Source organism: Sinorhizobium fredii USDA 257, from assembly GCF_000265205.3.
In the GTDB taxonomy this organism is placed as follows: Bacteria; Pseudomonadota; Alphaproteobacteria; order Rhizobiales; family Rhizobiaceae; genus Sinorhizobium; species Sinorhizobium fredii_B.
Genome location: NC_018000.1, coordinates 2,312,817 through 2,335,565, shown reverse-complemented (window position 1 = coordinate 2,335,565; position 22,749 = coordinate 2,312,817). Strand labels below are relative to the sequence as shown.

Here is a 22,749-nt window from a genome sequence, read left to right as displayed (position 1 = left end):
CAGTTCTGCAAACATGCGGTAATGACGAACATCAATCAATCGATTTCAACCTTATCCGCCGACAGGGCGCGCATCCCGCCCTTCGCCTTCGTGCTGACCGCCTCGATCGGCGTGATCGGCTCCAATTCGCTGGCGCTCGGGCCGATCGCGCCGGAAGTGGCTCGGAGTCTTAGCACGGACGTTCCTGCGGTGATGACGGCTTCCGCCGCCTTCGGTCTCGGCACCGCAGCGAGTGCCGTCTTCCTTGGACGCCTCATCGACCGCCACGGTCCGCGTCGCATGCTCACGGCGGCGCTGCTGCTGCTTGCCGCCGGGCTCGGCATCAGCGCGGCCGCACCGGCGCTGTGGCTGCTGGTCGCCGCCCAGCTCTTCGTCGGCATCGCCGCAGGCATCGCGCTTCCCGCCATCTATACGCTGGCGTCGGTCATCGCGCCGGCGGGGCGCGAGAGCGAGACGATCGGCCTGGTGCTGACCGGCTGGACGCTGAGCATGGTCGCCGGTGTCCCACTGTCGGCGGCGATCGCCGATTTCGCCGGCTGGCGGACAGTCTATGTCGTAGTCGCCGCCGCGACCCTGATCGCCTGCGCCGCCGTCCGGCTCGCCGCGGTGCGGGAGCACTCAAGCGGCAAGGCGACCTCGCCGCTTGCGGCGCTCGGCGTCCGCGGCGTCGTGCCGCTCCTGGCTGCCTGCGCGGCCTTCATGGCGGCCTTCTACGGCGTCTACGCCTATATCGGCGACCATCTCCATGCCGCACTCGGCCTGCCCGTCAGCGCCAACGGCCTCGTTGCGGTCTCCTACGGATTGGGCTTCGGCGGTGCGGCCTTCCTCGACCGCCTGATCGACCGGTTCGACGCCGGCAGGCTGCTGCCGCTCATCTTCCTGGCCGTCGCGGCCGTCTATGTTTCGATGGCGGCGGCGAGCGGCTCCTATCCTGCCATGCTGGCAGTCGTCTTTCTCTGGGGGCTTGCCAACCATTTTGGGCTGAACGTGCTCATCATGCGGCTGACCGCGCTCGATCCCGCCAGACGCGGCGCGATCATGGGGCTCAACAGCGGCGTCACCTATCTCGCCCTCTTCGCCGGCACGCTCGGCTTCGGCGCGGCTTATGCCGAGACTGTTTTTTCCATCCTGCCCTTGGCGGCGGCAGGGTTGATGCTGGCAGCCGCCCTCGCCGCGGCCCTCGCGCGCGACTACATGTCCCCGGCACATCAGCCATAGCAGTGTGTGTACTCGCCTACTCGGAAGTCCTCGAAGGATTGACACCAGCTTTTCCCCGGCCAGATATAGTCCACTCGGCCTTCAGCAGGCCGGTAGACGGCCGTGTAGAGCGTTCGGTAAGAGCCACACCCGGAATAAAGCGGCGCCAGAAGAAATCGGTCAGTCAGACTGGAAAGGGACGTTGAAGGATCCTCGATCGCTTCGAGAACCGCGAGCTGCCGCGTCATCGAGGACGATGACGGTCTTACGGCCGGCTGATGGTTCGTACATGCCTTCAGGCGCGAAACGATCGGTTGCTGCCGGGGGCCGAGGAACAAGGTAGCGTAGCGGCCGGAGCGATCAAGCACGGTCACGTTCTGCGGAAGCGCCACGGGTATACGGCACAAGGCTTCCACCGCCTGCTTCACTTGATGACAAGTCTCGAGCACGTAACGGAGCATGAGAATGATGGAGAAACCGACGCCCTGAGCACGGCTTCCTCCTAAGGTCACACTGGCGACCAGACCTTCCTCGTTCATCCCGTCGAGGCAACCGCCCCAAGGTCGCTGCGCCTTCGAAATCACCTTCAAGCCTGACCATTCAGTCATCTCGAAGCGATCAGAGACGACATTAGGCGGATAGTCGAAATTGCGGACCAGTGCGGGGCCTTCCTCTCCGAGCCAGACTGCCTGACTACAGCCAAAGCGTTCCGGCGCAGGGCGATAATGGCTCAGCACCCGATGAGCGACCTCATCCGCTCCGACGAGGGCACAAGCGTGCTCATAATGAGGAAGCAGTTCCGGCATGTGCTGCTGGAGAGCGGCACGACACTCCTTTGCACTTGGGGTCGATGCCACAGCTTGGCCAAAATACCAGCTCTCGGCCTCGGCCCGGCCAGCGACAAAACGCGATAGCCAAGCTTCCCCAGGCCGGTCCTCCCACGCCGCGACGAACGTCTTGTACATAGTACCTGCACTATAAGGAAGAAGCCGCCCCGGTAGCAATGTAACCTTGCCGTCCGCTTGGCATCTGCCGCAAACTTTGCGCTTGTATCGCGCAGGAGCGATTCCCGTCTGCTATGGGCTGCGCTATTATTCGATTCGCGCGCGGCCCACGCCTCCCCCCTCCGCTCGGGAAAGTAGACCTCATACAGGGCAAACGAAGCCATCGAGCCGACTGTCGAGCATCAGACATAAGGAGGGATTGCGAAAATAGCTCGCACCAGGAGGTTACAGATGAAGCTGTCTGCGCCGATTTACCATTTGAAGCGCAAAGCCAAACGCCTGTCGCGCGATGAGAACATCCCGCTCCATGCAGCGCTTGACCGCGTAGCTCTCCAGGAGGGCTACAACGATTGGAGCCTTCTTGCGTCCAAACTGTCAGCGTCCAGTCCGGCCGGCAAGCTGCTTGCTCGATTGAAGCCGGGTGATCTGATGCTCTTGGCCGCGCGCCCCGGTCAAGGCAAGACCCTGATGAGCCTTGAACTTGCCGTGGAAGCAATGAAAGCCGGCAATCGGGCCGCATTCTTCACGCTCGAGTACACAAGAGAGGACGTTCTCGAGCGTTTCCGCGCCATTGGGGTGGAGTACGCCCAATGCGAAGGGCTGTTTGAATTCGACTGCTCGGACGCCATAGGGGCCGATTACATCATGGAGAAACTGGCGTCAGCGCCCCGCGGCACTTTGGTCGTCGTAGACTATCTGCAGCTGCTTGATCAGAGACGTGAAAACCCCGAATTGGCGCAGCAGGTTCGAGCGCTGAAAGCGTTTGCGTCGGATCGCGGGCTGATCTTTGTCTTTATTTCGCAGATCGATCGATCATACGACCCTTTGACGAAGCCGTGCCCGGATGTTCGCGATGTCCGGCTACCGAACCCCTTGGATCTGCAGGTGTTTAACAAGACCTGCTTCCTGAACAAAGGCGAACTGCGATTCGAGGCAGCAGCCTAACCCACGTCCCGTCGCGGGCGAACGCTGCAGCGGTTGCCCGCGACGGCTTAGAACACCTTGTGTTTTGTCAGTCCTGCTCCGCGCATCGACGCCAACCTGTCGAGCAACCGTACCTGTCCTATGGACGCCCCGCCTCGCCTACCGTCTCCCCGCCCTTCAAATAGCTCACCACCGCATCGGCAATCATCGTCCGATGGCGCTCCAACGTCGCCGGCTCCGAAAGGTCGCGGCGGAAGATGGTGCCGAAGGTGTAGCGGTTCGAGACGCGGAAGAAGCAGAAGGCACTGATCATCATGTGAATGTCGATCGGATCGGCCTTGCGGCAGAAGGTGCCGTCGGCAAGGCCGCGCTGGACGATCGCGTCGATCGTCTGGATCACCGAAACGTTCAATTCGCGGATCGCCTCCGAGCGCAGCATGTGGGCGGCGTGGTGGATGTTCTCGATGCTGACCAGGCGGACGAAGTCGGGATTGGCCTCGTCATGGTCGAAGGTCGTGGCGATCAGCGTCCGGAGCGCGTGTTCGGGCGGGAGATTGGCAAGGGCAAGATCGGCCTCGAGGGTCCGGATCTTGCGGTAGGAGCGCTCCAGCACGGCGAGATAGAGGGCCTCCTTGCTGCCGAAGTAATAGTAGATCATCCGCTTCGACGTGCGCGTCTTTTCGGCGATCGCGTCCACCCGGGCGCCCGCCAGGCCATGGGTGGAGAACTCCTCCGTCGCCACATCGAGAATGTCTTCCTGGGTTCTCTGCGGATCGTTCTTCCTGCCGTTCATCTGCCGTTCGGCCATCTGCGCGCGCTGCCCCGCTCTTTCACAAGCCCTTGTTTCCTCGACCCAAATGCCCGCTTTTGCGGGTCGATCCGGAGGCCTCTCTCCCGGGCGATGCATCAAGACATATTCACCTTCCCTTTTGCTTTCAATAGAAGGCAGCTTGACATCCGAACTAGTTAGTACATTTTAGAGGAATATTGCCGGGCACGCGGAGGAGCGCTCTGTCCCGGCCGCCGGATAGGCCGGCATGGGGAGACAAGCTCGCGCAAGTGCGTCCGCCCGGGCCTGCTTGTCGCGTGGGAGGAGCGCATGACCCGCATCATCGATTTCTATTTCTTCGCGCTGAAGGTGACGATCGCCCTGCTGCTGGCCGGCATGGTCGTGCTCGTCTTCGGCAATGTCGTCCTGCGCTACGCCTTCAACCAGGGAATCACGGTTTCCGAGGAGCTGTCGCGCATCTTCTTCGTCTGGCTGACCTTTCTCGGCGCCGTCGTCGCCATGCGCGAACACGGCCATCTCGGTGTTGATACGCTGATCAAGCGGCTGCCGCCGCTCGGCGCAAAGGTCGCCGTGCTCCTAGGCCATGCGCTGATGCTCTATGCCACCTGGCTGATGATCAGCGGCAGTTGGGCGCAGACGCTGATCAACCTTCATGTCGGCGCGCCGGCGACCGGCCTTTCCATGGGCTTCTTCTATGGCGCCGGCCTCGCCTTCGGCATTCCGGCCTTCCTGATACTGCTTTCCGATGCCTTCGCCATCGCCACCGGCCGCATCGATGTGGCGACCGCCGAACTGGTGCGCGACAGCGAGGACGAGGTCGCCCTCGACGATCTTCCCGAGCCCGCGCTCGGCCCGCTGTCTGCGAAGCACTGAGGAGGCGACGATGACAGTTTCGATCTTTCTTGGCGCGCTTCTCGGTCCCATGGCGCTCGGCGTGCCGATCGCTTTCGCCCTGGTCCTCAGCGGCGTCGCGCTGATGTTCTATCTTGATCTCTTCGACGCGCAGATCGTGGCGCAGAATGTCTTGAACGGCGCCGACAGCTTTCCGCTGATGGCCGTGCCCTTCTTCCTGCTCGCCGGCGAAGTGATGAACACCGGTGGTCTTTCCCGCCGCATCGTCGCGCTGGCGATGGCGATGGTCGGCCACATCCGCGGCGGCCTCGGCTTCGTGGCGATCTTCGCCGCCTGCATTCTCTCCAGCCTCTCCGGCTCGGCCGTCGCCGATGCGGCGGCACTCGGCGCGCTGCTTCTGCCGATGATGCTGAAGAGCGGCCACGACGCGGCCCGCGCCGGCGGCCTGCTGGCGTCTGCCTCGATCATCGGCCCGATCATTCCGCCGTCGATCGGCTTCATTCTCTACGGCGTCGTCGGCGGCGTCTCGATCACCAAGCTGTTCCTCGCCGGCATCTTTCCCGGGCTGATGATCGCCGCAGCGCTGTGCATCACCTGGTTCATCGTCGCCCGCAAGGAGCAGTTCGAACTGCCGCCGAGAGAGAGCGGCGCGGTGCGCCTTAAGACCTTCACCGACAGCATCTGGGCGCTTCTCCTACCGGTGATCATCATCGTCGGCCTGAAGTTCGGCGTCTTCACGCCGACCGAAGCGGGCGTCGTGGCGGCGGTCTATTCGCTATTCGTCGCGATGGTGGTCTATCGCGAGTTGCCGCCGGCAAAGCTCTTCCACGTCTTTGTCGCCGCCGCCAAGATCACCGCCGTCGTCATGTTCCTGGTCGCCTGCGCCGCGGTCTCGGCCTGGCTGATCACCGTCGCCGACGTGCCGGGGGCGCTCGCCGCCCTCGTCGAGCCGCTGATGGACAACCAGACGGCTCTGCTCATCGCCATCATGGCGCTGATCGTCGTCGTCGGCACCGCCATGGACATGACGCCGACCATCCTGGTGATGACGCCGGTATTGATGCCGATCATCAAGCAGGCTGGCATCGACCCGGTCTATTTCGGCGTGCTGTTCATCATCAACAATTCGATCGGTCTCATCACGCCGCCGGTCGGCACGGTCCTGAACGTTATCTGCGGCGTTTCGAAACTATCGATGGAAGAACTGATGAAGGGCGTGATGCCCTTCCTGATCGCCGAACTGATCGTTCTTTTGTTGCTCGTCCTGTTCCCTGAGCTGGTGACCGTTCCGGTCTCCTGGTTCGGGCACTGACGCGCTGACTTTCACGCTTTCAACACGGCCGGTGGGAGTACCGGCCCAACCCGGGAGGAAAACATGTTGAATAGATTCACCAAACTGGCACTGGGCATTGCCCTGCCCCTCGCTCTGCTGACGGCAGGGCCAGCGGCTGCGGAGATCCGCGAGCACCAGCTGAAATTCGCTTCGGCCAACAACAAGGGTCACCCGCAGGTGACCGGCATGGAAAAATTCGCCGAGCTGGTCAATGAAAAGAGCGGCGGCAAGATCGAAGTCAAGCTCTTCCCGGGCGGCACGCTCGGCGGCGACGTCCAGACCGTTTCGGCGCTGCAGGGCGGCGTCGTCGAGATGACCGTGCTGAACGCCGGCATCCTCGCCAACAACGTCAAGCAGTTCGGCGTGGTCGACCTTCCCTTCCTCTTCAACAGCGGCGAGGAAGCCGACAAGGTGATGGACGGCCCCTTCGGCGAGAGCCTCCTCAAGCTTCTGCCCGATACCGGCCTTGTCGGGCTCGGCTATTGGGAGCTCGGCTTCCGCAACCTCACCAACAATCGCCATCCGGTCACCAAGCTCGATGACATCAAGGGCCTGAAGATCCGCACGATCCAGTCGCCGATCCCGCTCGAGCTCTTCAACACGCTCGGCGCCAATGCCGTGCCGCTGCCCTACACCGAACTCTACACCGCGCTCGAGACGGGAACGGTCGATGGGCAGGAGAACCCGGCCGCGAACATCCTCAACGCGAAGTTCTACGAAGTGCAGAAATACATGACGCTGACCCGCCACCAGTACAATCCGCAGATCGTGCTGGTCAGCAAGAAGTTCTGGGATGGGCTGAACGACGAGGAAAAGGCGGTCCTGCAGTCGGCCGCCACCGAGGCGCGCGACTTCCAACGCAAGGTTTCGCGCGAGCAGGATGCGAAGGCCATCGAGGAAATCAAGAAAACCGGCATGGAAATCAGCGAGCTGAGCCCGGAAGAAATGCAGAAGCTGCGCGATGCCGTCAAGCCGGTGATCGAGAAGTTCAGCGCCGAAATCGGCACCGAAACGGTGCAGGCGCTCTTCAAGGAGATCGGTGCGGCACGCGGCCAGTAACGGCCAGCCAAGCTTCCGGTCCGCCTCTTCACGGGGCGGACTGGACCAGCGACGGGATGGATAAAGTGGAACCGGAAAACATGACCGAAACGCTTGCAAGACCCTTGAAGGCCGGTCTGATCGGCGCCGGCATCCAGGCCTCGCTGACCCCGGCGATGCACATGGCCGAGGGCGCGGCCCAGGGGCTTAGCTACGACTACGAGCTGATCGACCTGCAGGCGCTGAGCGCAACCGAAGACGACCTGCCGCGTCTCATCGCCGATGCGCAGGGCCGCGGGCTTGCCGGCCTAAACATCACCCATCCCTGCAAGCAGGCGGTCATCGCCCATCTGGACGAGCTTGCCCCCGACGCACGCCGGCTCGGCGCCGTCAACACCGTGGTGCTGAAGGGCGGGCGGCGCTATGGCCACAATACCGATTGGTGGGGCTTCGCCGAAGGATTCCGGCGGGGCTTGCCGGACGCCGACCTCTCTTCTGCCGTGCAACTCGGCGCCGGCGGCGCCGGCGTGGCGACCGCCTATGCCGCACTTTCGCTCGGCCTGCGCCAGCTTGTCGTGTTCGACCGCGAGCCGGAACGGGCCGAAGCACTCGCCGAAATGCTGTCGCCGCTCTTCCCCGAAGCCGAAATCGCGTCGGGCAGAGATCTGGCTGCGGCGATGCGAGAGGCGACAGGGCTCATCCATGCCACGCCGACCGGCATGGCGAAATATCCGGGGCTGCCGCTCGACGCCGAGCTGCTTTCCTCGCGCCACTGGATCGCCGAGATCGTCTATTTCCCGCTGGAAACGGCGCTGCTCAAGGAAGCGAGACGACTCGGCTGCCGCACGCTCGACGGCGGTGGCATGGCGGTGTTCCAGGCGGTCGGCGCCTTTCGCCTGTTTTCCGGGCTCGAACCCGATGCGGCTCGCATGCTCGACCATTTCAAGGCGATGACCGGCTGACGAATCTCATGCCGGATCTGCTCAGGCTCACCAGCGAGGATAGGAAGATGAAGACCTCGATAGCGACAGTTTCCTTGAGCGGCGATCTCAGCGACAAGCTCCGCGCCATCGCCAAGGCCGGTTTCGACGGCGTCGAGATTTTCGAGAACGACTTCCTCGCTTTCGACGAGAGCCCGCGCGAGGTCGGCCGGATGGTGCGTGACTTCGGCCTGGAAATCACTCTCTTCCAGCCGTTCCGCGACTTCGAAGGCATGCCGGAACCGTTGAGGACGCGCACCTTCGACCGGGCCGAGCGCAAGTTCGACCTGATGCAAGAGCTCGGCACCGACCTCGTTCTCGTCTGCTCGAATGTCTCGCCGGCAGCACTCGGCGGCATCGACCGGGCCGCCGCGGATTTTCGCGAGCTCGGCGAACGCGCCGCAAAAAGGGGCCTGCGCGTCGGCTACGAGGCGCTCGCCTGGGGCCGCCACATCTCGGATCACCGCGACGCCTGGGAGATCGTCCGGCGCGCCGATCATCCGAATATCGGCCTGATCCTCGACAGCTTCCACACGCTGTCACGCAAGATCGAAGTGAATTCGATCCGCTCGATCCCCAAGGAGAAGATCTTCATCGTCCAGCTCGCCGATGCGCCGCTGATCGACATGGACCTGCTCTATTGGAGCCGGCACTTCCGCAACATGCCGGGCGAAGGCGACCTCCCGGTGACCGAGTTCACCAGCGCGGTGGCGGCCACTGGCTATGATGGCTATCTGTCGCTCGAAATCTTCAACGACCAGTTTCGCGGCGGCAACGCCAATGCGATCGCCGTCGACGGCTATCGCTCGCTGATCTATCTCGGCGACCAGGTCAAGCGCGCCGAACCGGATATCCCTCTGCCGGTCCCGGCGATGCCCCCGCGCGTCGATGTGAAGGGCGTGGCTTTCGTGGAGTTCACCGCCTCGGAAGAGGAAGCGAGCGAGCTCGAAGCGCTGATCCGAACGATTGGCTTCCGCAAGGCGGCGCGGCACCGGACGAAACAGGTGCTGGTCTACCGCCAGGGCTCGATCAACCTGGTGATCAACACCGAGCGCGAAGGTTTCGCCAACGCTTCCTATCTGGTGCACGGTGCTTCCGCCTATGCCTTTGGCCTTCTGGTCGACGATGCGGCCGCGACTACGGAAAGAGCGCGGGCGCTTGGCGCCGAACCTTTCGAGCAGGCCGTCGGCCCGGGGGAACTGATGGTACCGGCGATCCGCGGCGTCGGCGGCGGCCTCATCTATTTTCTCGACGATAAAACCGAGCTTACCAGGATCTGGGAGCTCGAATTCGAACCGGTGAACGACGACGACTCGGCGGTGGCGGCGGGCCTCACCTGCATCGATCACATCGCCCAGACGGTGAAATACGAAGAGTTGCTGACTTGGCTACTCTTCTACACGTCGTTGCTCGACGCGCGGAAGACGCCGATGGTCGACATCATCGATCCGGCCGGCATCGTCCGCAGCCAGGTCGTCGAAAACGACGCCGGCACGCTGCGCCTGACCCTGAACGGCGCGGAAAACCGCAACACGCTCGCCGGCCGCTTCATCGCCGAAACATTCGGCTCCGGCGTGCAGCATCTCGCCTTTGCGACGGACGACATCTTCGCGACAGCGCAAGCGCTGCGGGCGGATAGTTTTCGGGTGCTGCCGATCTCGCCGAACTACTATGACGACGTCGAGGCCCGTTTCGGCCTCGAGACCGAACTGGTCGAGCGGCTGAAGGCCGAAAACATCCTCTATGACCGCGACGACAGCGGCGAATATTTCCAGCTCTACAGCCCCACCTATGGCGAAGGCTTCTTTTTCGAAATCATCGAACGGCGCGGCTATCGCGGCTACGGTGCCGCCAACGCCATCTTCCGCATTGCTGCGCTGAAGAAGCACTTAAGGCCGGAGGGCATGCCGAAAGCCTGAGAGCGATAAGGGGCGGGCGTTCTCAATCGGCTTTCTATCCACCAGTGCCGGTTTGCTACGAAGTGCTCGCCAGCGGCAGGAGCGCGCCTGTTTCAAGCCGGGATTCCTGCGAGCCGATCGACATTCTGTTGCCGCGCCAATCGGCGCTGCCTGCAAGCCAGCTGCGGACCCAGATGATCGGGAGCAACAGGTCGCGGGTGAACATGGCGATGAGCGACCATCGGGAAAGATACCAGTTCTTCCGATGGACGAGGACGAGTTCCGGCAGGTAGGCGGCGATTGCGACGAGGGCGGCTATGGCCAGCACGCTGTGACCTGCAACAATGGCAGCGATCACAGACAGCAGAAGGGGCGGCACTACGCCAAGCAGGATTTCTGGCGAGAAGAACTGAGGAAAGGTGACGCGGCGCAACCGCGCCCAACGGCACTGCCGACCCCAGACATCACGAAATGTCCTGGTACCCAGCGGCTGTTCGAACGGCGCGGAAACCAGATGCACTTTCAAGCCGAGGCTTCTCACAAGTTTCGTCGCGGCCGCATCCTCGGCGATCTGCGACGCCAGTGCCTGAATGCCGCCATGGGCGTCCAGCATGCTTTTGCGCCAGAGCATGCTTTTGCCCTGAGCAAACCCGAACCCAAGGGCTTCGCCGGCATATTGCCAGCGCGCCTGGTGGGCGTTGAGGAATGCACATTCGACCTCCGCCCAAAAGCCGTACGGCCGTGAACCAAGCGGGGTCGAGCATACCAGCCCCGTATCCGACTGCCACGCCGCCATCAGACGAATGAGATAATCGCGCGGCATGAGAACGTTCGAGTCGGCGAGAACCAACCATTCATGCGAAGCCGCATTCCAGCCCTTCACGCAGTTGTTCAGCTTGGGATTGGCGCTGATCCGGTCGTCCCCGACAAGAATTGTGGCGGAAATGGCTGGGTGGCGCTGACGCACTTCCTCGATCAATGGGATGACCGCATCCTTTGCGTCAGCGACGCAGAAGATGACTTCGTAGTCCGGCCAATCCAAGCCGAACGCGCTCTCGAGCGTTTCCCGGGAAAACTCCTCGAGGCCGCAGAGCGGGATCACGACAGAGACAGGTGGCCGATACGGTGTCCTGGGCTGAGGGCCAAGACAGGGCCAGATACGCCAGCCCGCAATCATTAGGCTGAACACATTGATGGCCAGGAATGCACCGGCGGCGACGAACAAGTTCAGCATCATTTACCCAGCGACGAGCCGCCATTCTGACGAACTTAGGCACCTTGATAAACATCACCGGAACATGACATGGCTATGACACCGGACGTGTAAGACTCAGGGAGGGGAAGTTGCCCAGAAGGGCATTCACCCTGAACTCCACCTATTCCGGTTGCGTGCGTCTCGTCGAGGTGACTGCCTTGGTCCGTGACCCTGAAGGAACTCGGCCTGCTCCCCTCGACGTCCGAGAAGGTCGAGAGCCCCCGTGCCTCCATGAGCCTCTGAAGCCCGGCGCGCCACGAAGGAGTTTTCGTTCTGCGCCTCGAAAATCGCATCATGCATCAACGGGAACTGCAGTCGGTTGGGTAGCTCTTACCCGTCGCTAGGCGCTCGATACGACTTCCAGCGCGATCGCCACGATGTTGTCGGCAAAGCTCGCGTCGAGCGGGCGATGTCCGACGAGCAGGCGGTAGAAGACGGGTCCGTAAATCATGTCGGCGCGCATCGAGGTCTTGCGCCATCATGACCTCTCCCTGCTGGGCTGCCTCGAGCAACAGGCGCGACCCGCCTCGCGGCTCGAGAGAATGACCTGATTGCGGAAGGGCTTGGTAAATTCGCTGTCGGGGGCGGCCGCGAGCGTCATGGCGATTTGGCGCCCCGGGTCGTGGCAAAAGCCCGGATTAGCGATCGCATTTGCCTCGTGAGCGCCGATCGTAGATTTGTCGCGTTCTGTTCGAAATCTCCCGCATCTCCGGACATCAGTGCGGCCATAGCGAGCTCGGAGGCGTTCGCCCATTGCCTATAGATCGTCGGCTTGCCGACTCCGGACTTCGCGGCAACGGCCTCGGTCGTGATCTGCGAGTTAAAACTGAGCTTCGATCTGGTGCTCATACTGGAGGCTGTCGATCGCGCGGCTGTCGCGGACGAGGTCTGGATCGCGGCGCGAGTCTCGGCCAAAGGCAAGGTCGCGAGGCCGACAAACGCTCTCGCGATCTTTGCCGCAGGCTTGGGATCGGCATGCTCGGCATTTCCGATGCCGGGGACGTCAACGTTATTGTCGGCTCGTCACTCCGACAAAGCGGCGCGCAGTTTATGCCCAATCTCACTTTTGCGTAGTGTCGCCTCAAGCTACTCTGAATACCCTGCGGTGGAGATTTTGCAGCATGGCGAAGATCGTCTTCGGAATGAACCAGTCGCTGGACGGCTATGTCGACCACCAGGAATTTGCGCCAAGTCCCGCGCTCTTTCGTCACTGGATAGAGCACGTGCGCGACCTGACGGGCAGTGTGTACGGTCGCCGCATGTACGAGATCATGCGTTATTGGGACGAAGACCGTGCCGAGTGGAGTGCGGAGCAACGCGAGTTCGCGGCGGCGTGGCGGCGCCAACCGAAGTGGGTCGTGTCGCGCTCGTTGAAGTCGGTCGGCCCCAACGCCACACTGGTCGAGGATGACATCGAGGCGTTGATACGTGGCCTGAGGGCTCGGCTCGTTGGGGAGATTGCAGTTTCCGGACCAGATCTAGCACGAAGCCTAACCGACCTTGGTCTTATTGATGAGTATCGACTGTACTTCCACCCCGTCGTGCTTGGTCGCGGCAAGCCATTCTTCGCCGGCCCGCGGCCACCGCTCCGCCTTGTTTCCACCGATAACGTTGGCGAGGACGTGATTAGGTTGACGTACGTTCCTGCTTAATCGCGCGTCTCGCCAGACGGACTGCGCCGACGCGTCACGTCCGCTTTGGGTCCGAATTTCTCCTTTGGTCGCCGGTCGAAGATCGGACATCCGATGCGACGCTAGGGCCGCACTGACATGGCCCCAGGTGAACGCGCATTTTGGCCAGTCCCGACTCTGTGTTCTCACGTCATGCGCGTAAGATCGGGTCGCGGAGCGCCCCCTCGACATAAGTCGACCGCACCCTATTTGCACCCACGGTGGGTGTGGATGGATGTGTCCGATCGCGACCACTGTTTTGGAGGAATGGGGACTGTTCGCTCGAAGGCGGGGGAGCGTTGGCGAGCAGTGGGGGTGTGGCTGAGCACAAGGGAGGAGAAGTTTATGCGATTGAATGCAATTTCCACGACAATGGCCGTCTTTGGCGGATTCGCGTTTCAGGCGCAGGCTGCCACCGAATTGCAGTGGTGGCACGCAATGACCGGCGCCAACAACGAAATGATCGAGCAGATCGCCAAGGAGTTCAACGAGAGCCAAAGCACCTACAAGGTGGTGCCCGTGTTCAAGGGCACCTATCCCGAAACATTGAACGCCGGAATCGCGGCCTTCCGATCGAAGCAGCCGCCGGCAATCATCCAGGTCTTCGACGCCGGCAGCGGCACGATGATGGCTGCCGAGGGCGCTATCGTGCCGGCGATGGAGGTGCTGCAAAAAGGCGGCTTCACCTTCGATAAATCGCAATACATGCCTGCCATCGTCTCCTATTACTCGAAGCCGGACGGGACGATGCTGTCCTTCCCATACAACTCCTCTTCGCCGATCCTCTACTACAACAAGGATGCCTTCCAGAAGGCAGGGCTCGACGCCGGCAGCCCGCCCAAGACCTGGCCGGAGGTCTTCGAGGCCGCGAAGAAGATCAAGACGAGCGGTGCCGCCGCCTGCGGCCTGACCTCCACCTGGCTGACCTGGATCCAGACGGAGAACTTCGCCGCATGGAATAACGTCTCGTATGGCACCAATGAAAACGGCCTCGGCGGCACTGACGTGAAGCTTGCGATCAATGCGCCGCTCTATGTCGAGCATTTCCAGCAGATCGCCGATCTCGCCAGGGATGGCGTCTTCCGCTACGGCGGGCGCACGTCCGAGGCCAAGCAACTCTTCACGTCCGGTGAATGCGCCATCATGACGGAATCGTCCGGTGGTCTCGGCGACATCATCAAGAGCGGGGTGAATTACGGCATCGGCCAATTGCCCTATTACGAAGGTCACGGGCCGCAGAATACGATCCCGGGCGGCGCCAGCCTCTGGGTCTTCGCCGGCAAAACGGACGAGGAATACAAGGGGGTCGCCGAGTTCTTCAATTTTCTGTCACAGACGAAAGTCCAGGCCAGGCTGCATCAGGTCTCCGGCTACGTGCCGGTGACGATGGCCGCCTACGAGGAAACGAAGAAGTCCGGCTTCTACGAGAAAAACCCCGGCCGCGAAACGCCGATCCTGCAGATGACGGGCAAGGCGCCGACCGAGAACTCAAAGGGGGTTCGGCTCGTCAACCTGCCGCAGGTGCGCGACATCCTCAATGAGGAATTCGAGGCGATGCTCGCCGGGCAACAGGATGCAAAAACGACGCTCGACAAGGCAGTCGAGCGCGGCAATGCGGCAATTGCAGCAGCAATCAGCAACTGATCGATCAGAAGTTGCCTGCGGTCCGAGGACCGCGGGCGGCTCCGGTTGGTTAAAGGAGATTGCCTGTGCAGCGCGTCGTTTTTCCGAACAAGATCCTGCCTTACATCTTGGTTGCCCCACAGATCGTGCTGACGATCGTCTTCTTCTTCTGGCCGGCAAGCCAGGCGCTTTACCAGTCCGTCATGCGCGAAGATCCCTTCGGATTGAAGAGCGGTTTCGTCGGGCTCGCTAACTTCAGTGCCGTACTCTCGGACGACAGCTATCTGAACTCGCTGCAGGTAACGGTGATCTTCAGCGTCCTGACCGCGCTCCTGTCGATGGGCCTCGCTTTGCTTCTGGCAACGGCTGCCGACCGCGTCGTGCGTGGCCAGACCTTCTATCGAACCTTGCTGATCTGGCCCTATGCGGTCGCGCCGGCCGTCGCGGGCATGTTGTGGCTCTTCATGTTCAATCCGGCGATGGGCACATTCGCCTATATCCTGCGCCGCAACGGCTTCTACTGGGATCCCTTGCTGAATGGCAATCACGCCATGATCCTCATCGTCGTTGCAGCCGCCTGGAAACAGATCAGCTACAATTTCCTTTTCTTCGTCGCCGGGCTCCAGGCCATACCGAAATCACTGATCGAAGCGGCCGCGATCGACGGGGCGCGCGGCACCCGGCGCTTCTGGACGATCGTCTTCCCGCTGCTCGCGCCGACGACATTCTTCCTCCTCGTCGTCAACACCGTCTACGCCTTCTTCGATACTTTCGGCATCATTCACTCCGTCACTGGCGGAGGGCCGGCAAAGGCCACCGAAACGCTGGTCTACAAGGTCTACAACGACGGCTTCGTCAATCTGAACCTCGGAACTTCGGCTGCGCAATCCGTCATCCTGATGGCGATCGTCGTCGCCCTCACTGCCTTCCAGTTCCGCTTCGTCGAAAGGCGGGTCCACTATGGATAGGATCGCCGATGATTGAAAAGCGCCCGATTTCCAATCTCATCGGTCACCTGATGCTCATTCTGGGCATCATCATCGTCGTCTTTCCGATCTACTACACCTTCGTCGCCTCGAGCCTGACATCGACGGAGATCGTCCGTCCGCCAATGCCGCTGGAACCGGGCGGACGGCTCGCCGAAAACTACGGCGAGGCACTTTCAGGCGGTGTCGAGCGTGTCGTAGGTGTCAGCCTGGAACGGCTCTTGTTCAATACATTCGTCGTGGCCATCGCCATCGCGCTCGGCAAGATCGTGATCTCTTTCCTGTCGGCCTTCGCGATCGTGTTCTTCCGCTTCCCGCTGCGCATGACCTTTTTCTGGATGATCTTCATCACCCTCATGCTGCCGGTGGAGGTCCGGATCCTGCCGACCTACAAGGTGATCGTCGACCTCGGCCTGATCGATACCTATGCCGGCCTGACCCTGCCCTTGATGGCATCGGCAACGGCGACCTTTCTGTTCCGGCAGTTCTTCCTGACGATCCCGGCCGAGCTCGTGGAGGCGGCGCGCATCGACAATGCAGGTCCGCTCCGCTTCATGCGAGACATCCTGTTGCCGCTGTCCAAGACCAATATCGCAGCCCTCTTCGTGATCCTCTTCATCTATGGATGGACGCAGTATCTCTGGCCGCTTCTGGTAACGAACGACAGCCGAATGAACACGATCATCATAGGTCTCAGGAAAATGGTCGATTTTGCCGACGCCTCGACACCCTGGAACTATGTCATGGTCACGGCCATCCTGGCGATCATTCCCCCGGTCGTGATCGTTGTCCTGATGCAGCGTTGGTTCGTCAAAGGCCTGGTTGAAACGGAGAAATAATGGCGACGATCACTCTCAAGAACGTGCAAAAGACCTATGGCGGCAATGTCGATGCCATCCGGGGCGTCTCGCTCGCAATAGCCGACGGCGAGTTCATCGTGCTGGTCGGGCCGTCGGGCTGCGGAAAGTCGACCTTGCTGAGGATGATCGCCGGGCTCGAAAGCATCACATCCGGCGACGTCGCGATCGGCGATCGCGTCGTCAATACGCTCGAACCGTCCGAGCGCGACATTGCCATGGTCTTCCAGAACTATGCGCTCTATCCGCATATGACGGTCCGTCAAAACCTCGCCTACGGACTGAAAAACCGCAACACGCCCAGGGACGAGATCGAGCGGCGGATCGCCAAGGCGGCCAAATCGCTGGAAATAGAGGCCTTCCTAGAGCGGAAACCGCGTCAGCTCTCGGGCGGACAGCGCCAACGGGTGGCCATGGGACGGGCGATCGTACGTGAACCCGTCGCATTCCTGTTCGACGAACCTCTGTCGAACCTCGACGCGAAATTGCGGGTCCAGATGCGCGTCGAGATCAAGCAATTGCAGCGCGCTCTTGGCACCACGAGCGTATATGTAACCCATGATCAACTGGAAGCCATGACGCTCGCCGACCGCCTCGTTGTTCTGAACGGCGGCAGGATCGAACAGGTCGGCACACCGATCGAGCTCTACGAAAGACCAGCGACGTCATTCGTCGCGACCTTCATAGGCTCCCCTTCAATGAATCTTCTGGAGATCAAAGGCGGCTCCTCCGATTGGTCGGCTCCCTCCGCCATCACGGAGCAGCCGGGGATCGCGGCACTCGGCATCCGGCCGGAGGACATCGGTCTGGCGGACGGCGCAACGGACGACAATCACTTCAGAGCGCGCGTGCGCGTCGGCGCCGTTGAGCTCGTTGGCGCCGAAAGCTATGTCCATGGCAGCTTGCCGAGCGGCGCTCCGCTTGTTTTCAGGGTCGCCGGCCGCTCCCGGATCGGCATCGACGACGAGGTCGAGGTCTTTGCCCGTCGCGAAAGCCTGCACGGGTTCGATACGGCCGGCCGGCGTCTGTAGAAGCCCAAGATGCCCCGGCAGAAGCGAATGGCTCAAGGCGTATTGACGGCATGCGAGGTGGTCACGGAATGTCACTCATTGCATCGCGGCGTCGAGCTTCTTCTTCCAGCCGCCGCTGTCCAGTTCCTTGCGCATGAAGGCATCGACAGCCGCCTTTAAAGCCGCGTCCTTGCGAAGCAGATAGGCGTTCTGGAAACGTGTGAACGGCTCCTTGACCGCAACCGGGCACAACACGCCGGCATGCAGCTTCGATTGCAGATCCACCTCCACGCCATCGGTTACCATCACGTCGGCCTTGCCGGATGCGATCTGGTCGAAGATGACCTTGTTGTCCGGGAAGACCTCGATCGACGCCTCATCGAAGTGCTGATGGGCAAATTTGTCGTTGGTGCCGCCTGGATTGACGATTACCCGCACGGAGGGCCGGTCGATCGCCTCCAGCGTCGCGTATTTGTTCTTGTCTTCGCAACGGGCGATCGGCCGTTTGCCGTCGGTGACGTTCGGAACCGAGAAATTGCCAACCTCGGCGCGCGCTGCGTTCACGGTGATGCCGCCGAGGGCGATGTCGAACTTGCCTGCCTTGAAGTCGTCCAGCATGGTTTTCCAGGTGGTAGTCACGAATTCCGGCTTAACGCCGAGATCCGCCGCCAGCGCCGTCGCCATGGTGATGTCCGCGCCCGTCAGGCTGCCATCCGGGCCCTTGTAGCTGAAGGGCTTGTAATCGCCGGTCGTGCCGATCTTGATCACGCCCGCTTGCTTGATATCGGCGAGAGCGCCGTCCCCGGCGAAAGCGACGCTGGACGTCAGGCTCCAAGCCACCAGGGCTGCAGTGAAGTAGGCTTTCATTATTGCGTCCTCACATTAATCAAATCGGATAAAAGCTAGGAATGCTGCGAAAGCGGATCGTGGCACAGTATTGGATGGCCGACTTCAGGTGCAAGACCCAAAGTGACATTCCATCTGCAGTCGTGGCGGGGTGCCGATGATGGCCTTTGCCTGCATTGCCTTGCGTGAGCCTACTTCAAACGCCCGCAAGCTTCCGCAGGTCTGCGACCGCGCCGGGCGCGGCGGCGAGAACGGGCGCGCCTTTCGTCAGCCGCTCGCCCTCCACTGGGAAGGGCAGGTACCACCCGCCAGCCTCCTGGACGAGACAATAGCCGGCAAGGCAGTCCCAGGCGTGCATATATGGCTCGTAATAGCCAACGAGGCGGCCGGCCGCGACATAGGCAAGCATCAGCGCACCGGAGCCGTTGCGAATGAACGTGCCGCCGGCCTCCAGCAGGTCTTCCACCATCTTCGCGACGAAGGCCGGCGTCACGTAGTTGTTGGCGCCAAGGCCGGTCACCGCGTTGCGGATTGTACGGGAAGCATCGAGTGACAGCACCTTGCCGTTCAACCGGGCGCCGAGACCGAGCGCGGCTGTGTAGAGCTCGCCGTGGCAGGGCGCGGCAATGACACCCACCACCGGCACGCTGTCATGGAGAACGGCGATCGAGATGCACCAGTTGGGCATGCCGTGGACGAACGGGCTCGTGCCGTCAATTGGATCGATAACCCAGGTGAAACCGGAACGGCCCGTCAATAGACCATATTCCTCGCCGAGCACGCCATCGTCCGGATAGATCTCGCCGATACGCTCGCGGATCAGGTTTTCCACCTCGCGGTCGGCAATGGAAACGACATCCTGCGGGTCGCGCTTCGTTTCGACGATCAGCGTCTCGCGGCGGTTGAAATAGTCGAGCGCCACTGCGCCGGCCTCGCGCCCAACCGTTTCGGCCAGTGCGAGCCGGGCTTCGAGTCCGGGAACGACGTGCGATGTCATGAAGATGTCCTTGATTTCGAGGTTGAGGCCCGAAGATCGGGCGTTTGCTTGCGTCCGGTTCCTGAGCTAACCGCTGATGATGGCGATGCCGCGCTCCTTGAAGCCGATCGCCACTTCCGTTGCCGGACGAATTGCGCGCTCCACGGCCGGATCGACGACGAAAAGCGTGCCGGCGGCGGTCTTCACCTCATATTCGACATGATCGCCGAGATAGGCCGCATGCGTCACCCGCCCGGTAAAGGCGCCGTGTGTGGCCGGCTTCAGGGTGATCGCGTTCGGCCGGACCGCGAGTTTGGCCGGGCCAGGTCGAATGTCGCGTCCGGGAACCCTATGCGTCAGCTGTTCGACTCGGATCGTCGCGTCGTGACCTTCGACGGCGATGATGTCGCAGGCAACGACATTTGCCTCGCCTATGAAGTCGGCGATGAAGGCCGAGGCCGGCGCCTCGTAAAGGTCGCGCGGCGCGCCTTCCTGGGCGATGCCTCCATCCTTCAAGACGACGATGCGATCGGAAACCGCAAGCGCCTCGTCCTGATCGTGGGTGACGTAGACGGCGGTGAAGCCCAGCCGCTGCTGCAACTCGCGGATCTCTGTCCTGACACGCCGCCTTAGCCGCGCATCGAGGTTCGAGAGCGGCTCATCAAGGAGCAGCACCTGTGGTTCGAGGACCAGCGCGCGGGCAACCGCGACGCGCTGCTGCTGACCGCCGGAGAGCTCGGCCGGCAGCCGCTGGCCCATGCCGGCGAGGCCGACCAGCGCCAGCCCGGCCTCCGCCCGCTCGCGCGCCTCTCTGCGCTTCATCCCGGAGGACTCAAGCCCATAGGCAATGTTGTCGCGGGCCGTCATGTGCGGGAACAGCGCGTAGGACTGGAACACCATCGAAACGTCACGTTCGTTGGCCGGCAGCATCGTTACGTCCTTTCCGCCGATCAGGATGCGGCCGGAGGTCGGATGCTCGAGCCCGGCCAGCATGCGCAGTGTCGTCGTCTTGCCGCAGCCGGAGGGGCCGAGTAGCGTCACCAGCGTGCCGGGTTCGATGGTGAGCGACAGATCAGGGATCGCGGCGAAGGCTCCGAACTCTTTGCGCACGTTGCGGAAGACGACGGAACCGGGAGCTTCGATGGTCATGCGGTCTTTTCCTGGTGGATGGATGCGGGTACGGCCGCGACGGACTGGATGCGGTTCTCGCGGCGAAGCCGCCGCTCACCGACGAGAAGCTGGAAGCCGCCGATGACGGTGACCATCACAAGGATCAGCATCGAGGAATAGGCGATCGCCACGCCGTATTCGCCATTCTCGACAAGCCCGACGATATAGGAGGTCGCCATGTTGTATTCGGCGCTGACGAGGAAGATCACGGCGCTGATCGACGTGATGGCACGAACGAAGGAATAGACGAGCGCCGCGGTGATCGCCGGACGCAAGAGCGGCAGGATGATCTTGCGTATGGTGCGGAAGCTGTCGGCGCGGAGCGTGAGCGAGGCTTCGTCGAGACTCTGGTCGAGTTGGCTCATCGCCGCCACCCCGCCGCGGACGCCGACCGGCATGTTGCGGAAGACGAAGCAGGCGATCAGGATCAGGGCGCTGCCGGTCATTTCTATCGGCGGCAGGTTGAAGGCCATGATGTAGCTGATGCCGATGATCGTGCCGGGAATCGCAAAACTCATCATCAGCGCGAATTCGAAGAATTCACGGCCGGCAAATCTCTGGCGCACGATCAGGTAGGCGGTGAGGAGGCCGACCGCCGCGGTGAGCGGCGCAGAGATGAGGGCGATCTCCATCGTCGTCCAGAAGGAGTTCCAGGCCACCCCAGTCCAGGCGAGGCTGCCGTCGCGGAACTCAACGGAGAAGGCCTGCACGTAGTGCTCGAGCGTCAGCGAATTGTCGAGGCCCCAGGTCTTCACGAAGCCCCCGACGAGGATCATGCCATAGACGACGAGCGTGAACAGTGCCCAGGGGATGACCAGGGCATGGACGCCGAACGAGACCGAGCGGGGGAGAGCGGCATGGACGCCGCTGTCGGCCTTGCCGGTGACCGTCGCGTAGTTCTTACCTGAAAGCCAGAGACGTTGCGCAAGGAAAGCCGTCAGCGTGAAGCCCAACAGCACGATGGCAAGCACCGCCGCACGGGATGGATCGTTCTGCGAGCCGACCACGGCGAAGAAGATCTCGGTCGAAAGCACGCCATGGCTGCCACCAAGCACGAGCGGGTTGCCGAAATCGGCCATGCTCTCGATGAAGCCGATGAGGAAGGCATTGGCGAGCCCCGGTTTCATCAGCGGCAGCGAAATTCGCCAGAAGGTGCGCCGGCGATCGGCCTTCAGCGTTTGGGAGGCCTCCTCCATCGACGGGCTGACGCCCTCGACGACCCCGATCAGCACCAGGAAGGAGATTGGCGTGAACGAGAGAACCTGAGCGATCCAGATGCCGGTGAGACCGTAGAGCCAGCGGCCCGGCTCAATTCCGAGCACTGCCGAGACCGCCTCGGTGACAACGCCGGAGCGGCCGAAGAGCAGGGTCAGCGCCAGACCTATAACGAAGGGCGGTGTGATGATCGGGAGGACGGTCAGCAGCCGGAGACTCTTCTTGAAGCGAAAGCCGGTGCGGGTCGCGACCAGAGCGAAGGCAAGCCCCAGGAGGGTCGAACCGCTCGCGGTCATGAGCGCAAGCCAGAACGTGCGCCAGGCGACGCCGCAGCGTCCAGCGCCGATCACGCAATCAAGGCTCCAAATCGACGGATCGACGATGTTGCGGCCGAAACCATTCGGATTGAATGACCCATCGAAGTCCTGGAAGGCACCGACCATCATGCTGCCGATCGGATAGAAGACGAAAACCGCGACAAGGAAAACGAGGATCGAAATGGCGCCGACGATGAAGGCGTCACCTTTCATCGCGCCGCGTTCGGCAAGGCCGAAGGCGAAGATCAGGACGAAGATCAGCGAAGCGAGCACCGCGCCCGCACCCATGGAGGGTTGGCCGTCCGCAAGAGGACCGAAGAGCACTTCACTGATCGCCCAGGTCCAGCCGGAAAAGCCGATTGCCAGGCCCTGCAGGGCGAGGAAACCTATGCCGGCGGCGCCGGCAAAAGCGAGCAGGCTGCCGCGCCGCATCGGATCTTCGGTGAACCGTGCAGCCGCCGCAAGGCCCATCAGCAGCACAGGAACGATGAGCCACCACCGACCGTAGGTCGCGATCTGAAGGAAGCCGGGTGCCGCGGCCGGATCGGCCGGAAAGCTCGCGAGCCAGCCGAGACCGAAGAAGCCGCCGTCGATCCTGTACCAGGGGAGCGCGACAAAGGCCGCGATCCCCAACGCCAGGGCGATATCTAGTCTGCGATTGGGATGTTTCCTCAATGGTGCTTTCCTGGTGCGGCTGACTTTGACGATCGATGCATGCATTGCTCCAGCGCATCGCGATCGATCGGCGGTTGCAAGCCCGATACGGGAGACCAGCCTCCCGTATCTAAAGGTAATCGCGAGGGCCGCC

The 22,749-nt window shown here is 62.2% G+C and carries 19 protein-coding genes and 2 pseudogenes; 13 read left to right on the top strand and 8 right to left on the bottom strand.

Annotated elements, in window-relative coordinates:
- The first annotated feature begins 21 nt into the window (after nt 1-21).
- Nucleotides 22-1,218 (top strand): MFS transporter, encoded by a 1,197-nt coding sequence (locus tag USDA257_RS10775; RefSeq protein ID WP_014762982.1) that lies wholly within the window; start codon nt 22-24, stop codon nt 1,216-1,218.
- Here USDA257_RS10775 and USDA257_RS10770 read toward each other — a convergent pair.
- Nucleotides 1,209-2,162: a C45 family autoproteolytic acyltransferase/hydolase gene (locus USDA257_RS10770; protein WP_014762981.1), complete on the bottom strand. Its 954-nt coding sequence runs from the start codon at nt 2,160-2,162 to the stop codon at nt 1,209-1,211. The two genes, USDA257_RS10775 and USDA257_RS10770, sit on opposite strands and share 10 nt — an antisense overlap.
- 270 nt (nt 2,163-2,432) lie before the next feature.
- Between USDA257_RS10770 and USDA257_RS10765 the strand changes: the two genes are divergently transcribed.
- Nucleotides 2,433-3,146 carry a DNA helicase gene (locus USDA257_RS10765; protein WP_014762980.1) on the top strand — a complete coding sequence of 238 codons (714 nt, stop codon included), beginning with the start codon at nt 2,433-2,435 and terminating at the stop codon, nt 3,144-3,146.
- A gap of 118 nt (nt 3,147-3,264) precedes the next feature.
- On the opposite strand, the gene USDA257_RS10760 is transcribed toward USDA257_RS10765, so the two are convergent.
- Complete coding sequence (locus tag USDA257_RS10760) at nt 3,265-3,933, bottom strand: TetR family transcriptional regulator (protein ID WP_041414084.1); 669 nt, start codon at nt 3,931-3,933, stop codon at nt 3,265-3,267.
- 291 nt (nt 3,934-4,224) lie between these two features.
- Between USDA257_RS10760 and USDA257_RS10755 the strand changes: the two genes are divergently transcribed.
- From USDA257_RS10755 to USDA257_RS10735, 5 genes are all read left to right on the top strand, one after another.
- On the top strand, nt 4,225-4,788 hold the full coding sequence (locus USDA257_RS10755; RefSeq protein ID WP_014762978.1) for a TRAP transporter small permease: 564 nt from the start codon (nt 4,225-4,227) through the stop codon (nt 4,786-4,788).
- Between the two features lie 10 nt (nt 4,789-4,798).
- Nucleotides 4,799-6,079 carry a TRAP transporter large permease subunit gene (locus USDA257_RS10750; RefSeq protein ID WP_014762977.1) on the top strand — a complete coding sequence of 427 codons (1,281 nt, stop codon included), beginning with the start codon at nt 4,799-4,801 and terminating at the stop codon, nt 6,077-6,079.
- A 63-nt stretch (nt 6,080-6,142) separates the two neighbouring features.
- Nucleotides 6,143-7,159 (top strand): TRAP transporter substrate-binding protein, encoded by a 1,017-nt coding sequence (locus USDA257_RS10745; RefSeq protein ID WP_014762976.1) that lies wholly within the window; start codon nt 6,143-6,145, stop codon nt 7,157-7,159.
- Nucleotides 7,160-7,239: 80 nt separating this feature from the next.
- The gene (locus USDA257_RS10740; protein WP_041414083.1) at nt 7,240-8,100 is read left to right on the top strand and encodes a shikimate dehydrogenase; all 861 of its coding nucleotides are present in this window, start codon (nt 7,240-7,242) and stop codon (nt 8,098-8,100) included.
- A gap of 47 nt (nt 8,101-8,147) precedes the next feature.
- The gene (locus USDA257_RS10735) at nt 8,148-10,037 is read left to right on the top strand and encodes a bifunctional sugar phosphate isomerase/epimerase/4-hydroxyphenylpyruvate dioxygenase family protein (protein ID WP_014762974.1); all 1,890 of its coding nucleotides are present in this window, start codon (nt 8,148-8,150) and stop codon (nt 10,035-10,037) included.
- A gap of 55 nt (nt 10,038-10,092) precedes the next feature.
- Here USDA257_RS10735 and USDA257_RS10730 read toward each other — a convergent pair whose 3' ends face one another.
- Nucleotides 10,093-11,250: a ceramide glucosyltransferase gene (locus tag USDA257_RS10730; RefSeq protein WP_014762973.1), complete on the bottom strand. Its 1,158-nt coding sequence runs from the start codon at nt 11,248-11,250 to the stop codon at nt 10,093-10,095.
- A 361-nt stretch (nt 11,251-11,611) separates the two neighbouring features.
- A pseudogene (locus tag USDA257_RS38745) lies at nt 11,612-12,120 on the bottom strand (TetR-like C-terminal domain-containing protein).
- Here USDA257_RS38745 and USDA257_RS37705 point away from each other — a divergent pair.
- The 6 genes and pseudogenes from USDA257_RS37705 to USDA257_RS10700 all read left to right on the top strand — a co-directional run.
- Nucleotides 12,074-12,294 (top strand): annotated as a pseudogene (locus tag USDA257_RS37705) (hypothetical protein); the annotation flags it as partial. The pseudogenes USDA257_RS38745 and USDA257_RS37705 sit on opposite strands and share 47 nt — an antisense overlap.
- 98 nt (nt 12,295-12,392) lie before the next feature.
- Complete coding sequence (locus tag USDA257_RS10720) at nt 12,393-12,923, top strand: dihydrofolate reductase family protein (RefSeq protein WP_014762972.1); 531 nt, start codon at nt 12,393-12,395, stop codon at nt 12,921-12,923.
- Between the two features lie 363 nt (nt 12,924-13,286).
- Nucleotides 13,287-14,585 (top strand): sn-glycerol-3-phosphate ABC transporter substrate-binding protein UgpB, encoded by a 1,299-nt coding sequence (ugpB, locus tag USDA257_RS10715; protein ID WP_014762971.1) that lies wholly within the window; start codon nt 13,287-13,289, stop codon nt 14,583-14,585.
- A 65-nt stretch (nt 14,586-14,650) separates the two neighbouring features.
- Nucleotides 14,651-15,532 (top strand): sn-glycerol-3-phosphate ABC transporter permease UgpA, encoded by an 882-nt coding sequence (ugpA, locus tag USDA257_RS10710; protein WP_014762970.1) that lies wholly within the window; start codon nt 14,651-14,653, stop codon nt 15,530-15,532.
- A gap of 8 nt (nt 15,533-15,540) precedes the next feature.
- The gene (gene ugpE / locus USDA257_RS10705; protein ID WP_014762969.1) at nt 15,541-16,389 is read left to right on the top strand and encodes a sn-glycerol-3-phosphate ABC transporter permease UgpE; all 849 of its coding nucleotides are present in this window, start codon (nt 15,541-15,543) and stop codon (nt 16,387-16,389) included.
- Nucleotides 16,389-17,438 carry a sn-glycerol-3-phosphate import ATP-binding protein UgpC gene (locus USDA257_RS10700; RefSeq protein WP_014762968.1) on the top strand — a complete coding sequence of 350 codons (1,050 nt, stop codon included), beginning with the start codon at nt 16,389-16,391 and terminating at the stop codon, nt 17,436-17,438. Before ugpE ends, USDA257_RS10700 begins: the two co-directional genes overlap by 1 nt.
- 75 nt (nt 17,439-17,513) lie before the next feature.
- Here USDA257_RS10700 and USDA257_RS10695 read toward each other — a convergent pair whose 3' ends face one another.
- The 4 genes from USDA257_RS10695 to USDA257_RS10680 form a co-directional block, all read right to left on the bottom strand.
- Complete coding sequence (locus USDA257_RS10695; protein ID WP_014762967.1) at nt 17,514-18,284, bottom strand: transporter substrate-binding domain-containing protein; 771 nt, start codon at nt 18,282-18,284, stop codon at nt 17,514-17,516.
- A gap of 175 nt (nt 18,285-18,459) precedes the next feature.
- The gene (locus tag USDA257_RS10690) at nt 18,460-19,260 is read right to left on the bottom strand and encodes an inositol monophosphatase family protein (RefSeq protein WP_014762966.1); all 801 of its coding nucleotides are present in this window, start codon (nt 19,258-19,260) and stop codon (nt 18,460-18,462) included.
- A 66-nt stretch (nt 19,261-19,326) separates the two neighbouring features.
- Nucleotides 19,327-20,388: an ABC transporter ATP-binding protein gene (locus tag USDA257_RS10685; RefSeq protein WP_014762965.1), complete on the bottom strand. Its 1,062-nt coding sequence runs from the start codon at nt 20,386-20,388 to the stop codon at nt 19,327-19,329.
- Nucleotides 20,385-22,661, bottom strand: coding sequence for an ABC transporter permease (locus USDA257_RS10680; protein ID WP_048657373.1), 2,277 nt, complete (start codon nt 22,659-22,661; stop codon nt 20,385-20,387). Before USDA257_RS10680 ends, USDA257_RS10685 begins: the two co-directional genes overlap by 4 nt.
- Between the last annotated feature and the right edge of the window lie 88 nt (nt 22,662-22,749).